This window comes from Streptomyces sp. NPDC086519 (genome assembly GCF_040686075.1).
In the GTDB taxonomy this organism is placed as follows: Bacteria; Actinomycetota; Actinomycetes; order Streptomycetales; family Streptomycetaceae; genus Streptomyces; species Streptomyces shenzhenensis.
On record NZ_JBFBJL010000004.1, the window covers coordinates 41,691 to 56,834 of the forward strand.

Annotated in this window: 12 protein-coding genes and 1 pseudogene; 3 read left to right on the forward strand and 10 right to left on the reverse strand. The window is 73.5% G+C overall.

What is annotated here, in order from left to right:
• Nucleotides 1-27 precede the first annotated feature (27 nt).
• The 5 genes from AB0P24_RS05925 to AB0P24_RS05945 all read right to left on the reverse strand — a co-directional run bounded on the left by AB0P24_RS05925 (nt 28) and on the right by AB0P24_RS05945 (nt 5,387).
• The gene (locus tag AB0P24_RS05925; RefSeq protein ID WP_365790980.1) at nt 28-213 is read right to left on the reverse strand and encodes a DUF6126 family protein; all 186 of its coding nucleotides are present in this window, start codon (nt 211-213) and stop codon (nt 28-30) included.
• 72 nt (nt 214-285) lie between these two features.
• Complete coding sequence (locus tag AB0P24_RS05930) at nt 286-624, reverse strand: metalloregulator ArsR/SmtB family transcription factor (protein ID WP_365790981.1); 339 nt, start codon at nt 622-624, stop codon at nt 286-288.
• 5 nt (nt 625-629) lie between these two features.
• The gene (locus tag AB0P24_RS05935; protein WP_365790982.1) at nt 630-812 is read right to left on the reverse strand and encodes a hypothetical protein; all 183 of its coding nucleotides are present in this window, start codon (nt 810-812) and stop codon (nt 630-632) included.
• Between the two features lie 202 nt (nt 813-1,014).
• Nucleotides 1,015-3,711, reverse strand: coding sequence for a formate dehydrogenase subunit alpha (gene fdhF, locus AB0P24_RS05940; protein ID WP_365790983.1), 2,697 nt, complete (start codon nt 3,709-3,711; stop codon nt 1,015-1,017).
• Complete coding sequence (locus AB0P24_RS05945; RefSeq protein ID WP_365790984.1) at nt 3,699-5,387, reverse strand: NAD(P)H-dependent oxidoreductase subunit E; 1,689 nt, start codon at nt 5,385-5,387, stop codon at nt 3,699-3,701. Before AB0P24_RS05945 ends, fdhF begins: the two co-directional genes overlap by 13 nt.
• A 469-nt stretch (nt 5,388-5,856) precedes the next feature.
• Here AB0P24_RS05945 and AB0P24_RS05950 point away from each other — a divergent pair, with 469 nt between their 5' ends.
• Together AB0P24_RS05950 and AB0P24_RS05955 are read left to right on the forward strand one after the other, a co-directional pair.
• Entirely contained in the window at nt 5,857-6,741 is an 885-nt protein-coding gene (locus tag AB0P24_RS05950) for a universal stress protein (protein WP_365790985.1), read from the forward strand.
• Between the two features lie 2 nt (nt 6,742-6,743).
• Nucleotides 6,744-9,614 carry a cation-transporting P-type ATPase gene (locus AB0P24_RS05955; RefSeq protein WP_365790986.1) on the forward strand — a complete coding sequence of 957 codons (2,871 nt, stop codon included), beginning with the start codon at nt 6,744-6,746 and terminating at the stop codon, nt 9,612-9,614.
• 271 nt (nt 9,615-9,885) lie between these two features.
• Here the strand turns inward: AB0P24_RS05955 and AB0P24_RS05960 are convergent.
• The 5 genes and pseudogenes from AB0P24_RS05960 to AB0P24_RS05980 all read right to left on the reverse strand — a co-directional run.
• Nucleotides 9,886-10,023, reverse strand: a pseudogene (locus AB0P24_RS05960) (IS5/IS1182 family transposase); the annotation flags it as partial.
• 90 nt (nt 10,024-10,113) lie between these two features.
• A complete protein-coding gene (locus AB0P24_RS05965; protein ID WP_365790987.1) occupies nt 10,114-11,499 on the reverse strand; it encodes an MBL fold metallo-hydrolase in 1,386 nt (461 codons plus the stop codon).
• A gap of 125 nt (nt 11,500-11,624) precedes the next feature.
• Nucleotides 11,625-12,854, reverse strand: coding sequence for an FAD/NAD(P)-binding oxidoreductase (locus tag AB0P24_RS05970; RefSeq protein WP_365790988.1), 1,230 nt, complete (start codon nt 12,852-12,854; stop codon nt 11,625-11,627).
• Between the two features lie 46 nt (nt 12,855-12,900).
• Entirely contained in the window at nt 12,901-13,227 is a 327-nt protein-coding gene (locus AB0P24_RS05975) for a rhodanese-like domain-containing protein (protein WP_365790989.1), read from the reverse strand.
• A 771-nt stretch (nt 13,228-13,998) separates the two neighbouring features.
• Complete coding sequence (locus tag AB0P24_RS05980) at nt 13,999-14,466, reverse strand: helix-turn-helix domain-containing protein (protein ID WP_365790990.1); 468 nt, start codon at nt 14,464-14,466, stop codon at nt 13,999-14,001.
• A gap of 89 nt (nt 14,467-14,555) precedes the next feature.
• On the opposite strand from AB0P24_RS05980, the gene AB0P24_RS05985 reads away from it, so the two are divergent.
• Nucleotides 14,556-15,050 (forward strand): PaaI family thioesterase, encoded by a 495-nt coding sequence (locus AB0P24_RS05985; protein ID WP_365790991.1) that lies wholly within the window; start codon nt 14,556-14,558, stop codon nt 15,048-15,050.
• Nucleotides 15,051-15,144: the final 94 nt, after the last annotated feature.

A 15,144-nucleotide genomic window follows, 5' to 3' on the forward strand; every position in this document is an offset into this window, starting at 1 on the left:
GGGGCGCCCGGAACCCCGGCGACGTGGCTATTTGTGCGCGTGCTCGCCGAGATAGAAGAGCAGCCACACGAACCCGGCGAACAGGTGAGTGCCGAAGATGTAGAAGCCCGCCCGGATCGCGACACCGCGCTCGATCCGCCACTCACGGTCCCTGACCTTCCCCCCGTCCTTCGTGTTCCCGGGCTGCTCGGCCGCCTCGGCTCCATCACTCACGATGCCGTCTCCCTGTCCTGCGCTCTGCATGTCCACCTGGCCTGTGACGGCATGCGAACCGGTGCCCACTCCTCACCGGGCCGCGTCCGCGGACCGGAGCTCTTCCAGCAGCTCCTGCTGGCCGGCCAGCAGCACGGACAGGATCCGGCGTGCCGCCGCCAGCAGGTCGGCCACGTCCCCGCCGGCCAGCTCGTACACGACGGTGGAGCCGGTCCGGGTGGCGGTGACGATCCCGGAGCGGCGCAGCACCGCCAGCTGCTGCGACAGGTTCGACGGCTCGACCTCGATGGCGGACAGCAGGCCGCGTACGGGCTTCGGCCCGTCGTGCAGCAGCTCCAGCACCCTGATCCGCACCGGATGCCCGAGCATTCGGAAGAACTCCGCCTTCGCCTCGTACAGCGGAACCGGCATCCCGATCACCCCTCGTGCGGTTCTGCCGACTCGACGTCGAGCCCGTGCCTGCGGGCGAACCGCACCGCGTCATCCAGCTCGTCCTGCGCGACCGCGACCGCGTAGGGGTCCTCGGCCTCCCGGGCGGCCGCCAGAGCGGACCGGGCCGCCCGCACCCGCGCCAGCAACGCCTCGACGACTGTTCCCACCCCGACCTCCACTCCGTGATCATCTGTCTGTCAACGCAACTAACCAATTGAAGAACTCTTCAATTATAGGACGGCGAGCCCCAACCGGCCCGTCCCGGGCACCGTCTCGGGGGCTCCACCCATGGCGTCGCCTCGTCGCCTCCGGGGATCAGCAGCGCGGTGGGTGCCGGTGGCCGTCGCCGAGCGCCTTGGACCACCGTCGTCACGGCATGGCCAGCCGGACCGCAGTGACCTTGTACTCGGGGCAGGACGTGACGGTGTCGGCGTGGTGGGACGTGAGGCGGTTCACCCCGCTCGCGGGGAAGTGGAAGGAACAGAAGACCTGGCCGGGAGCCGTCTGTTCACTGACGCGGGCGACGAGTCCGGCCCGGCCGTGCCGGCTCTCCACCGCGACCGGGACGCCGTCGCGCACACCGTACCGGCCGGCGTCGTCGGGGTGGACGTCGAGGAAGTCGACCGGATCGAGAGCGAGGTTTCCGCCGCGCCGGGTCATGCTCCCGGAGTTGTAGTGCGCCCAGCGCCGGCCGGTGACCAGGAGCAGGGGGTAGTCGTCGTCCGGTTCCTCGCCGGGCGGGAGGTAGGGGACGGCGGCGAGGCGGGCCCTGCCGTCCGGCGTGGCGAACCGCTCCGTGTACAGCTTGGCCTCACCCGGCCGGCCGGGGTCGGGGCAGGGCCACGGCACGGCGCCCTCGCGGTCCAGCCGGTCGTGGGAGAGACCGGCGAAGACCGGCGCGAGGCGGCCGCACTCGGCGAGCGCCTCGGCGGGAGTCGCGCAGCCGAGGTCGGTTCCCATGGCGGCGGCGAGGGCGCGCACGATGTCGAAGTCGGTGCGGGTCCCTCCGGGGGGCGGCACGGCGGGGCGGACCCTCTGGAACCGGCGGTCGAAGTTGACGAAGGTGCCGTCCTTCTCCAGCCACGAGGCGGCGGGCAGCACGGCGTCGGCATGCCGGGCGGTCTCGGACAGGAACAGCTCGTTGCAGACGACGAAGGGGCAGGTGTCCAGGGCTCGGGTGACCCGGTTCGTGTCCGGATCGGTGGCGCGGACGTCCTCACCGATGACCCACAGCGCCCGCAGGTCCCCGGCCCGTGCGGCGGTGAACATGTCCGGGATACGGAGTCCCGGCCGCTCGGGCACCCGTATGCCCCAGACGTCCTGCGCCCGCGCACGGACGGCCGGGTCGGTCACCTTGCCGTACCCGGGCAGGACGTCCGGCAGCGCGCCCATGTCCGAGGCGCCCTGGACGTTGTTCTGACCGCGCAGCGGGTTGACCCCGTACCCGCGGTCGCTTCCTACGGCGCCGCGCAGGATCGCCAGGTTGGCCAGGGCCCGCACGCCGTCGGTGCCGTGCAGGTGCTCGGTGACGCCCAGGCCGTAGACGATGGCCGGCCGCTCGGCCCTTCCGTACCGGCGGGCGGCGGCGACCAGGTCCGCGGCCGGTACGCCGGTGAGCTCCGCGACCCGTTCGGGCGGGTAGCCGGCCAGCAGCGCGGTCAGTTCCGGCAGTCCGGTGGCCCGCTCGCGCAGGAACTCCTCGTCGGTCAGCCCCTCGGCGAGCAGGATGTGGGCGAGCCCGTGGAAGAGCGCGACGTTGGTGCCGGGGCGGGGCCGCAGGTGGACGTCGGCGTGCCGGGCGAGGCCGACGGTGCGCGGGTCGGCGACGATCAGCGCGGCGCCGTGCAGCACGCGGTTGAGCAGTCGCGCTCCGACGACCGGGTGGGCCTCGACGGGATTGGCCCCGACCACCAGCAGACAGTCGGCCCGCTGGACGTCGTCGAAGCTGTCGGTGCCGCCGGCGAGGCCGAAGGACGCCGTGAGGCCGGCGGCCGAGGGGGAGTGGCACAGGCGGGAGCAGTTGTCGACGTTGTTGGTGCCGAGGACGACCCTCATGAACTTCTGGATCAGGTAGTTGTCCTCGTTGGTGGCGCGGGCGGAGGAGATGGCCGCCACGGCGTCGGGGCCGCCGGCGTCGACGGCCGCGCGCAGTGCCCGGGCGGTGTGGGCCAGTGCCTCGTCCCAGCCGACGGGTTCCAGGACGCCGCCGCGCCGCAGAAGCGGCCGGGTGAGCCGTTCGGGTGAGGTGCGGAAACCGTGGGAGAAGCGGCCCTTCACGCATGCGTGCCCGTGGTTGACCGGGCCGTCCCGGGCGGGCAGCACCGCGGCGATCCCGCCCTCCCGGACGACCACGTCGAGGGCACAGCCCACGCCGCAGTAGCCGCAGGTGGTGCGCGTCGGCGCGGCCGCGGGACGGATGCCGGAGGTGAGTCCGCGCGCGGGCCCCGGCTGGGTGATCGCCCCCGTGGGACAGGTGTCGACGCAGCCGCCGCACGCGACGCAGTCCGACTCGGCCCAGGGCCCGCCGGTGCCGGGGGCCACGACCGTGTCACCGCCTCTGCCGACCAGGGTGAGGGCGAAGGTGCCCTGCACCTCGGAGCACATCCGCACACATCGGCCGCAGGCGATGCACAGGTCCCGGTCGAGACGGACGTACGGGTGGGAGTCGTCCCCGCCGCGGCCTCCGGCACCCCGTGCCGTCTCGGGGGCGATGCCCATGGACCGGCAGATACGGGCGAGTTCGCCGGGGTTGCCGTCGGCCAGTGCCCGGGGCGGCAGAGCGGAGGCGATGAGTTCCACCGCGTCCCTGCGCAGAGCGTCGAGATCGGCGGTGGCGGTCTCGACGCGGACGCCGGGGGAGACGGGTGTGACACACGCGGCCACGACGCGGCCACCGGCCCGCACCAGACACGTACGGCAGGAACCGGCAGGGCTGAGCCGGTCGTCGGAGCACAGCGCGGGCAGCTCGACCCCGGCCGCCAGGGCGGCCGAGAGCAGGGACGTGCCCTCGGGCACCTCAAGCCCGGTGCCGTCGACCTCGATGCCGACCGCGGTCACGGGTCCCATCCCGCCGGCCGGTCCTCTCCGTAGGCGCGGGCGAGGCTGCGCACGGCCGGTGGGATCCGGCGCCCGAACGCGCACAGGCTGGCCTCGGCCAGCACCCGGGACAGCCGCGCCCACTCCCGGTCCGGCGGCGCGCCACCGGATGCCCACTCCAGGCCGCGGCGCGAGCCGACCCGGCACGGAGAGCACGCACCGCAGCTCTCGGCCGCGGCGAACTCCCAGACGTGCCGCAGCACCTCCCGCGGGGCTGTGCGCCGGTCGAAGGCGACCAGGCCGGCATGGCCGAGGGAGGCCCCCCGGGCCGACAGCCCCTCCTCCGACAGGGGGACGTCCAGTGCGTCCGGGGCGAGGAAGCCGCCCAGTGGCCCGCCGACCTGCAATGCGGCAAGGACGGCCCCGTCCTTGAGACCACCGCCGAGTTCGGTGACGATCCGCCGCACCGGTGTGCCGATCTCGACCTCGTGGCAACCCGGCCGGGCGAACCGTTCGGAGAGGCAGACCAGTTTGGTCCCCGTCTCGGCGGGTGTGCCGCGCCGGGCGTAGGCCGCGCCGCCGCGCCGCACGATCCATGGGACGGCCGCCAGCGTCTCGACGTTGTTGACCACGGTCGGCGCGTCCCACAGGCCGTGCTCGGTCGGATACGGAGGCCGGGCGCGGGCGCAGCCACGACCACCCTCCAACCCCGCGATGAGCGCCGTCTCCTCACCCGCGACGTAGGAGCCGGCGCCCGCGACGATCCGAATGTCCAGGCCGACGGCCGTACCGTGCACCTCCGGGCCGAGATGGCCCCCGGCGTACGCCTGACGCACCGCTTCGCGCATCCGCGCCAGAGCGGCCGGGTACTCGGAGCGCACCAGCACCACGCCCCGGCGGGCACCGCACGCGAAGCAGGCCAGGGCCAGCCCCTCCAGCACCCGCCCCGGGTCGGCCTCCATGAGCAGCCTGTCGGCGTACGACCCCGGATCGCCCTCGTCGCCGTTGGCGACCACCACGCAGTCAGGCGCGCGGCCGACCGCTTCCCACTTCGCCGCCACCCGGAAACCCGCGCCACCGCGTCCCCGCAGCCCCGACACGGCGACCTCCCGGCGGACGTCCTCCGCCGAGGCCGTCGTGACGGTCTCCGGCCACACCCGCCACGCGGACTCACCTGCCAGCACACCTCCCAGCAGGACCGGATCGCCGGTGTCGTCGCTCGCGGGGATCACCGGCGCCCAGGGCGGCTCCCGCGCCGCGAGCTGGGCGGCGAGGCCGGGACCTGTGCACGGCACGTCGCCGTCGAGCGCCGCGGGCCCCGTGTAGCAGTAGCCGAGACAACGGACCTCCTGCACCGAGACGGCACCGTCCGGCGAGCAGGTGCCGGGCGCGACCCCGAGCTCGTTCGCCACGTCGACGAGGTGCCGTCCGCACTGCGCCGCGAAGCACGCCGTCGCGGCGCACACCCGGACGTGCCGGCGGCCGTGCGGGGCCGCGAGGTCGGCGTAGTAGGCGGCCGGTCCGAGTCCGGCGGCGCCGGGCAGTCCGGCGCGGGCCGCCGTGGACGGTGCCCAGACCTCCGGGCCGTCCGAGGTGGCGGCCCGGGCCTGGGCCAACGACTCGATCAGCTCGTCTCCGGCCCGTCCGTGCCGGCCCGCCAGGGCCCGGAAGGCGTCGAAACGGTCGGCAGGGCCGACAGGAACCATGTCTTCATCGTGGTGGCGGCCCGACGAGACCGCATCCCGGCCCACGGCTCCCGGCCCACGGCACCCCTTGTCATCGGGCGGCGATGAGCGTGAACGGGGCCACCGGCCCCCTTTCTGAAGGCCGGGCGCGGCACAGGCGCTCGGGACAGGCGGCATCCTCGCTCAGCTCATCCGCGAACCGCGGTCACTGCGACGAGACGCGATGCCGACCCGTTCATGCAGGGCTTCCTCGGCCGCCGCGCCCCTTGCCGAGCCGTCTCGCGGCCGCTCTCGCCGGCAGCCGTGGTCCTGGAGCGTGCCGAGGACGACTGCGCCACGAAGCGGCCGTAGCGGGCCCCTGGAGACGCTCGCAGGGAGGCCACGGTAGGTGCCAGGTGGCCCTGGCAGCGGCCGTCAAGCCCCATGGCGGCGCGGGACGGCCGGGGTGAGCCTGGAGAAGGCGGGGCGCTGACATCTGGAGGCGGGAGACATGGTGACGAGTGGGCTGGTGGTCGTGGGCGTGGACGGGTCGGCATCGAGTCTCGTCGCAGTGGATGCGGCGGCCCGGGAGGCTCGGCTGCGCGAGGCGCGGCTGAGGGTGGTGCATGCGTTCGTCTGGCCCGCGATGCACGTGCCCATGGGCCCGTCGTCACTGGGCCCGCCGGAGGGCGGCATCCGGAACATGGTCGAACACCTGGTCGCCGAGGCAGTGGCTCGTGCTCGGGCGGCGGCACCGGAGGTCGATGTCAGTCATGCCGTCGTCAACGGTGAGCCGCTGACGGTCCTGGAGGCCCAGTCACGTGCCGCTGAGCTCGTGGTGGTCGGATCCCGGGGGATGGGCGGGTTCGTCGGGCTGCTGGTGGGGTCGACGGCGGTACATCTGGCGGCCTACGGCCGGTGTCCGGTGCTGGTGGTGCGTGAGCAGCCGAATGCCGCCGGGCCGATCGTGCTGGGTGTGGACGGCTCGCCCGCTGGTGAGCGGGCGGTGGATTTCGCCTTTGCCGAGGCGGCGCTGCGCAGGACCGGCCTGGTGGCGCTGCACGCCTGGACCACGTGGAACGCGCCGCTGCCTCCCCCGCAGGAAGCCTCGACGCCGTACGCGAATCCGCCGGGGGCACTGGCCCAGGAGGAGGAGCGCCTGCTGTCCGAGGCGCTCGCGGGCCGCCGGGAACGGTACCCGGAGGTGGCCGTGGAGCACAGAGCGGTGCACGGCAGGACACGGGAGACGCTGATCGAGGCGAGCCGGTCCGCCCAACTGGTGGTGGTCGGCGCGCGGGGGCGTGGCGGGTTCGCGGGGCTGCTGCTGGGGTCGGTCAGTCAGGCACTCCTGCATCACGCGTACTGCCCCGTCACCGTCGTCCGCGGCAAGGAGTGACCGTGTCTCAGCAGCCTCCCGTCACGGCCGGCCCCCACGCCCCGCCGGCGCGGACACCCCCGCAGCTGGTGGCGGACGCCTGCCGGCGGGAGGCCACCGAGGTGGCGGACCTGCTTCGCGTGGACCCGGCCACGGGCCTGACCACAGCGGACGTCGAGCAGCGGACCGGCGAGTGGGGGACCAACGAGTTGGCGGAACCGGCCCGCCGACCGCAGTGGCTCCGCCTGCTGGACCAGTTCCGCAGCTGGCTGATCGGCATCCTGCTGGTCGCCGCCGTAGTCGCCGGAATCATCGGCGACGTCAAGGACGCCCTCGTCATCGCCGTCGTCCTCCTCGTCAACGCCACCATCGGCTATCTGCAAGAACGCCGCGCCGAGCACAGCCTGGAAGCGCTGCGCCTGATGCTGGTCCCCACCGCGCGGGTCCGCCGCGACGGCCAGGTGAAGGTGACTGCGGCCGGCGCCCTGGTACCCGGCGACGTGGTCCTCCTGGAAGCCGGCGACCGAGTCCCGGCCGACGGGCGGCTGATGATCGCAGCCTCCGTGGAGGCCGCGGAGGCCGTGCTGACCGGCGAGTCCCGGCCGGTCGCCAAGACGGCCGCGCCCAGCACGGCCGGCGGCGACGAGCCCCTGCCGGTCGCCGAGCGCACCGGCATGCTCTTCATGAACACCGCGCTGACCCGCGGCCGCGCCGAGATGGTCGTCACCGCCACCGGCATGGGCACCGAGGTCGGCACGATCGCGGAGGCGCTGCGTACGGGCAGCGAACCGCCCAGCCCGCTGCAGGTTCAGATGGACAGCCTGGGCCGACGCCTGGCCCTGGTCAGCGGCGTCGCCGTAGCCGCCTACGCGCTGGTCGCCCTCATCCGCGGCGAAGACCTGGCCGACCTCGCGCTGCGGGCGGTGGCCCTGGCGGTCGCGGCGATCCCTGAAGGACTGCCTGCCGTTCTCGCACTCACCCTGGCCATGGGCGTCTACCGCATGGCCCGCCACGGCGCCATCGTCAAACGCCTGGCCGCCGTGGAGGCGCTGGGCTCGGCGACCGTGGTCTGCAGCGACAAGACCGGCACCCTGACCCTGAACCAGATGACCGCCCGCGCCCTGTGGGCCGCGGGGCGCCTGTACGACGTGACCGGCGAGGGCTACGACACCGCCGGCACCGTGCGCTCCGCCGACGGCCGGCACACCGCGGAACTGCACGACGCGGTGCGGCCGTTCGCCCTGTGCAACGACGCCCGCCTCACCCGGGACGGCGTCATCGGCGATCCCACCGAGGCGGCCCTGCTCTTACTGGCCGCCAAGACGGGCCTGGACATCGAAGCCCTGCGCACCGGTACGCCACGCCACGGCGAGGTGCCCTTCGACCCGGCCGCCAAGTACATGGCCACCTTCCACACCGACGCCGACGGCCGCACCCGCGTCCACGCGAAAGGAGGCGTCGACGTCCTCCTGGAGCGCTGCACCCAGGTCCTGACCGGACACGGCCCCGCCCCACTCGACGCGGAGCGCCGCCGTGAGGTCACCGACGCCGCCCGGCGGATGGCCGACCAGGGCCTGCGCGTCCTCGGAGCCGCCACCGCGGTCACCGAACAGCCGCACCCTGACGAGGTGACGGGGCTGACCCTGACCGCGATCGCCGGGATCACCGACCCGCCCCGCCCCCAGGCCCGCGACGCCGTCGCCCTCGCCCGGGCCGCCGGTGTCACCGTCAAAATGGTCACCGGGGACCATGCCGACACCGCCGTCGCCGTCGCCCGCGAACTCGGCATCGCCGGGCACGTCGTCACCGGCACCGAACTGGCCCGGATGAGCGAGCAGGACCTCGCGGACCGCATCGAGGACATCGGCGTCTTCACCCGCGTCGCCCCCGAGCACAAGGTCACCATCGTCCGGGCCCTGTCCGAGCGCGGCCACATCGTGGCCATGACCGGAGACGGTGTCAACGACGCCGCCGCCCTGCGGGCCGCCCACATCGGCGTCGCCATGGGCATCACCGGCACCGACGTCGCCAAAGAGGCCGCCGACATGGTGCTCACCGACGACGACTTCTCCACGATCGTCCACGCGGTGCGCGAGGGCCGCTCCATCTACGACAACATCGTCACCTTCGTCCGCTTCCAGCTGTCCACCAACATCGGAGCCATCCTCACGCTGCTCGCGACCGTGCTGGCCGGACTGCCCGCACCCCTGTCCGCGATCCAGCTGCTGTGGGTCAACATCATCATGGACGGGCCGCCCGCCATGGCCCTCGGCATCGATCCCCCACGGGCCGACGTGATGCGTCGCCCGCCCCGCCCGCCCGGTGAGCGCATCCTGAACGTCCGCCGCCTGGCCGCCGTCAGCCGCTCCGGCGCGGTCATGGCCGTCGGCACTCTGGCCGTCTTCGCCGCCGCCCGTCACCTCACCGGTGCCGCGACCGCGGCCACCATGGCCTTCACCGTCTTCGTCCTCTTCCAGCTCCTCAACGCCCTGACGGCCCGCAGCGAGGACGGTCCCGTCCTGGGCCGCCACCAGCTGCACAACCGCATCCTGTGGATCTGCCTGGCCGCGGTCCTCACCCTTCAGGTCATCGCCGTACAGGTGCCGTTCGCCCAGGGCATCTTCGACACCGTCCCCCTCAGCCTCGCTCAGTGGGCGATCTGCCTGGCAACAGCCACCACCCTGCCCCTGACCGAACACGCCTGGCGCGCCTTGCGGACGGCGTCCGCCGGCCCGGCCCACGAACGGCCCGCGCCCAGGGGGATCGGGGCAGACCGGATGCGGCCGCCGGGCGAGGCCGCGACGGTCGGCGGACAACAGGGGCGCCGTCCGGGCGACGCACCACACTGCCCGACGGCGGCGCACCCGGGTCGGCGCCGACCCGGCCCCTCCTGACGAGGCTTCAGCACCCGATCACCGCGCCCGCAGCGACGTGGGTGCGGACCTTGGTCCAGACGCGCTTGCGGCACACGCAGTCACCGCTTCCGGGGGACGAGGACGGGCTGAGCACGCACGACCGACCCGCACATCATCCGCTTCCGTGGCGAGGTGACTCCAAGCCCTGCCCGGATGCCGGACCGAGGCGTCCGGGGTACCGCCGTGGATTCACGACGGCGCCCTCGGACGTGCTGATCGTCGGCGCGGGACCCGGGCGCTCGCTCGCCGCGCCCCGGTCGACGGGTGATCGCCCGGCGGCTTCCGCGCCGCCGTGCGCCCTGGTGACGGATCCGGCGGCGGCGAGCTGGTCCGGCCCGAGACCGACGATCAGGTCGCACGCCTCCGGGGCGGTCTGCCGGCCCCGGCTCCCGCCGCCGCGGCCACGGACGTTCCTCGGTGTTCTTCGAAGCGGGCGGGCGGCGGCCGGTGCCTCCGGTCACCGCCCGCCCGCGGTGGATCAGACCTCGGCCGAGGCCATCAGGGCGAGCCACGCGCCGTAGCCGCCGAGCAGGTCGGAGACGTCGGTGCGGCCCTTGTGGCGCAGCAGGCTGGCCGCGATGGAGGAGCGGTGGCCGCCCGCGCAGTGCACGACCAGGGGCCGGCCGGCCGGTATCTCGTCGATACGGCGGGCCAGTTCGGCCAGCGGGATGTGCGACGACCCCTCGATGAAGCCCTCCTCGCGCTCGGCGGCGTTGCGCACGTCCAGGACCAGCGGAGGCTCGGCACCGTCGAGCAGCCGGCGCAGCTCGTCGGCGGTCAGGCGGCTGGCCTGTGCCATCTCGTCGGCCAGGGCGGGGAAGGCGCCCTCGGGTTCGCGCAGGTAGCCGCCGACCTTGTCGAAGCCGATCCGGGCGAGCCGGGTGACGATCTCCTCCTCGCGGTCCTGCGGCGCGATGACGACGACCTCCTGGTCGGGGGCGACGACGGTGCCCGCCTGCTCGGCGAAGCGGCCGTCCGCGGGCACGTTGACCGAGCCGCGCAGATGGCCGGGAGCGAAGTCCTGCGGCGAGCGGGCGTCGACCACGACCGCTCCCGCCGCGCGCCGCGCCATGAACTCCTGCGCCGACAGTGGCCGGGGCGCGGCGGCCGCGTCGAACAGGCCGTGCTCCTTGCGGTTGAGGATGGCGTCGTAGACGAAGTAGGCGGGCGCGGACGGCTGGCCTGCCGTCACCAGCTCCACGAACCGTTCCTCGCTCATCGGCCGGCAGGCGTAGTTGGTGGCGCGCTGCTCGCCGATGGTGGACTGACGCTGCGTGGAGAGGTTCTTGCCGCAGGCGGATCCGGCGCCGTGGGCGGGGAAGACCCGCACGGCGTCCGGGAGGGCCATCAGTTTGTTCTGGATGGTGTCGTAGAGCATCGTGCCGAGTTCGTCCGCGGTCACGCCGATCGAGGCCAGCAGGTCGGGGCGGCCGACGTCGCCGATGAACAGCGCGTCGCCGGTGAGGACCCCGTAGGGGACCGCGTCGTCGGCGTGCTCGTACACCAGGACGCTGATCGACTCCGGCGTGTGGCCCGGCGTTTCGAGGATCTGGAGCTGGACGTCGCCGAGGCTGACGCGCTCGCCGTCGGTCAGCTTGCGGATCGGGTACTCGGCCTCGGCACGCTGCCCGTAGCCGATCCAGGCGCCGGTGCGGTCGGCGAGTTCCAGGTGCCCGGCGAGGAAGTCGGCGTGGAAGTGGGTGTTGACGACCGCCTCGATGGTGAAGCCGTGGGCGGCGGCGTCGCTGAGGTACTCGGAGACGTCGCGGCGCGGGTCGACGACGACGGCCCTGCCGGTGGTCTCGTCGGCGATCAGGTACGACGCCTGGGAGAGGCAGTCGAGGTAGTACTGGGCGAAGAACATGGTCGGGTGACCTCCATGTCGGAAAGGCTGTATTACCCCAGGGGGTATGTGGAGGGGTCTGGTCCGCCCTTGCCGAAGGGCTGGGGTGGTGGCCGGCCCGGGCGGGGGATGCCCGGGCCGACCGGTCAGAGGCGGCCGGTGAGCATGCCGTGCCAGTACACGGGCGGCAGGCCGTACCGCTTGAACGCCCACATCGTGCGCCGCTCCTTGAACGGGCTGATCAGCGGGAAGCTGGGGGTCGGGTTGAGGTCGTAGTCGAACTCGGCGAGCAGCATCCGGTCGCGGGCCGTCACCAGCGGACAGGACGTGTAGCCGTCGTAACTCCTGGACGGGGAGCGGCCGTTCATCACGTCCAGCAGGTTCGCCGCGACCACCGGCGCCTGCTTGCGCACGGCCGCGCCGGTCTTCGAGGTGGGCAGGTTCGCCACGTCGCCGAGGGCGAAGACGTCTGTGTACGACGGGTGCTGGAGGGTGTGCTTGCCGGCGGCGACGAAACCCTGCGCACTGGCCGGGTCGGCGAGCGGGCTCGCCTTGACCCAGTCGGGGGCGCTCTGCGGCGGCACGGCGTGCAGGAGGTCGTAGCCGATGGTCTCCTTCGTGCCGTTCGCGTGGTCGGTGATCGTGACCTCGCGGCCGTCGCCGTCGACGGCGGTCATCTCCGAGCGCAGCCGCACCTCGATGCCGTACCGGTCGGCCACCTTCTCCAGGACCCGTGACCAGGCGGGCACCTTGAACAGTGCCGGATCGGGGACGACGAGAATGATCCGGATGTCGTCGAGGACCTTCTGCCTGCGCCAGTAATCGGCGGCCAGGTAGGCGATCTTCTGCGGGGCGCCGCCGCACTTCAGCGGAGACGCCGGGTGCGTGAAGACGGCCGTGCCCGAGCGCATCTGCTTGATCAGTTCCCAGGTGCGCGGGGCGTACTCGGGTGCGTAGTTGCTGCTCACCCGGTCGTGGCCGACGGCTTCGGCGAGGCCCGGCACGCCGTCCCAGTCGAGTTGGAGGCCGGGCGCCATGACCAGGTGCTCGTAGGTGAGTTCGGCGCCGCCGGACAGGGAAACCGTGCGGGTCTCGGGGTCGACCGCCAGGGCGCGGCGGCGGATCCAGCGCACGCCGTCCGGTATGACCGAGGCCTCGGGGCGGCGGGTGGCGCCGAGGGGGGCCTGGCCGCCGCCGACCAGGGTCCACAGGGGCTGGTACCAGTGGGTGTCGGACGGTTCGATCACGGTGATGTCGGTGACGCCGGCGCGCCGCAGGCGGGCGGCGACGCTGATACCGGCGCTGCCGCCGCCGACGACGGCGATTCGGTGACGACCGGAGATCGGGGCGTCGGAGGGAGAGGGCGTTGCGGCCAAGGCGGGGCTCCTTTCCGGCTGGCCGGTGTGCGGGGGCGGGCGGAGGTCAGGCGGCGTGCTCGGGCGAACCGATCGCGACGGGGCGGCCGCCGCGAGCCCAGGCGCTGGTGCCGCCGGTGACGGAGTAGGCGTCGATGCCGTGGGAGTCCATCCAGTCGGCTGCGGTCCTGCTGCGGTTGCCGCTGGCGCAGATCACGTACACCGGCTGTCCGGCGGGCAGTTCGTCGTACCGGGTGGGCACGGTGCGCAGCGGCATCAGCCGCGCGCCGGGGACGTGCCCGGCCGCGTACTCGTCCGCCTCCCGTACGTCGACCACGAGCACTCCGTCGGCCCATGCCGCCGCGAACACTTCCTGGGTCACTTCGCGAGCCACTTGGTTGCCTCCTCAATTACCCCCGGGGGTATCTCTCCGGCGAGAGTATGACCGTGGGTAGAGAGGCGTCAAATACCCCTAGGGGTATTTGCCTGCGAGGTAAACCGCGGCGCCGCGATGGCGAGGGCGACGGCGCCGGCGGCGCCGGGAACGAGCCGGGCGCCTGTGCCGCGGCCCTGGGGAGCGCGCCGCCGGGTCCGGAGGCCGCCGTGACCGTGCCGCCGTGGGCGGTGACCGGTGCCATGCCGCCGCGATGCCGATGCCGCCGTCTTCGGAGCGGGCGCGGGCTCCGTGCCGCGGACGGTCGAAACCCGGCCGCACGATGAGGTGCCCGTAGGGCTGGTTCGGGGGAGGGTCGCCGCCTCGGCTGCCCGAGCCGGATGCCGGAATGCGACTCTCGGGCCACAGGGCGCATCGGCCGCCGGGCGGCGCGGACACCGACGGGGTGAGGGGTGCCATGGACTGGCCATGGGTCCGTCGTGCGGTGAGGGCGAGGGCGTCGAACTGGTCCGTACCCTGGCCGGCGGGCGCCGGAGTGAAGCACCGGTGCGGCTGCGCAGGGGAACACGCCGACCCGGCTCTTCCGAGGCGGTCAGGGGATTCGGATGGACCGGCCGCCGCGCGGACGCCCGCGGTGACCGTCTTGATCCCCGCCGTGGGCCTTCGCGGTCGTCGCCGGCCCGGGTCTCCTGCGCGTCGGCCCGGACAGCCCCTTCACCCGATGGCGGACGGCAGGGTCCGGCAGGGCGAGCTCGGGAGGCGGCAGGTCGGTCAGGGCCGGGGGTGCGCCGAGGGGCCCGGGCGGGTGCGGGCCTGCGGCGGCGTCAGCGGTCCGTGGTCCTCCCCGCAGACGACCACGGCCCGGACCGGTTCGCCGCAGTCCGCATGGTGAACCTCCAGTGGCGGGCCCTCGGGGTCCGCGGTGTACCGGTCGCCCCACTGCTTGAGCGCGATCATCGCGGGCCACAGGTCCCAGCCCTTGCGCGTGAGCCGGTACTCGCGCCGGGTACGGCTGCCCGGCTCGCGGTAGGCGACGGTCTCCAGGATTCCGGCGGCCACCAGCTTGCGCAGCCGGTCCGCCAGTACGGCCTCGGAGAGCCCGATGTGCCGCCGGAAGTCGTCGAAGCGCCGGACACCGTTCATGGCGTCCCGAAGCAGCAGCAACGACCACTTCTCGCCGACCAGGTCCAGCGTCCGCTGAACCGTGCAGTTCTCGGTGCTCGTCTCCAGCCAGCCCATGCACCCATCCTAGGCTGGCTTCGGCATTGACAGCCAGAGGTCCGGCCATCTAGCTTCGACATATGAAGCCAGAGCAGCAAGGGGTGAGCATGCGCAGGTCACGGACGTTCGACTGGGGAGACCCCGCGGTCTCCGCCGACGCCGTCCCCCATCACAGCGGTCTCGACTTCCTCCGCGAGATCCTGGCCGGCCGGCTGCCCGCCCCGCCCATCGCCGCCACCCTGGGCTTCACCCTCGAGGAGGCCGAACACGGCCGGGCGGTCTTCGTACTGGTACCGGGCGAGGAGCACTACAACCCGATCGGCAGCGTCCACGGCGGCGTCTACGCCACGCTCCTGGACTCGGCGGCCGGCTGCGCGGTGCAGTCCGTGCTTCCGCAGGGCGTGGGTTACACCTCGCTCGACCTGACCCTGAAGTTCCTGCGCCCGGTCACCGTCGACACCGGGAAGGTCCGCGCCATCGGCACCGTCCTCAACGCCGGGCGCCGCACCGCCCTCGCGCAGGCGGAGCTCCGTGATTCCGAGGACCGGCTGCTGGCCCACGCCACCAGCAGTTGCATGCTCTTCCCGGTCCAGCCGCGCTGACCGCCACGCGCCGCGCGCCGACGGCAGGGGTTCTCGACGAGCCGCTCGTCGAGGAGCTCCCGCGACTCCGGCGGAGACCACCGTGGTTGCCTGT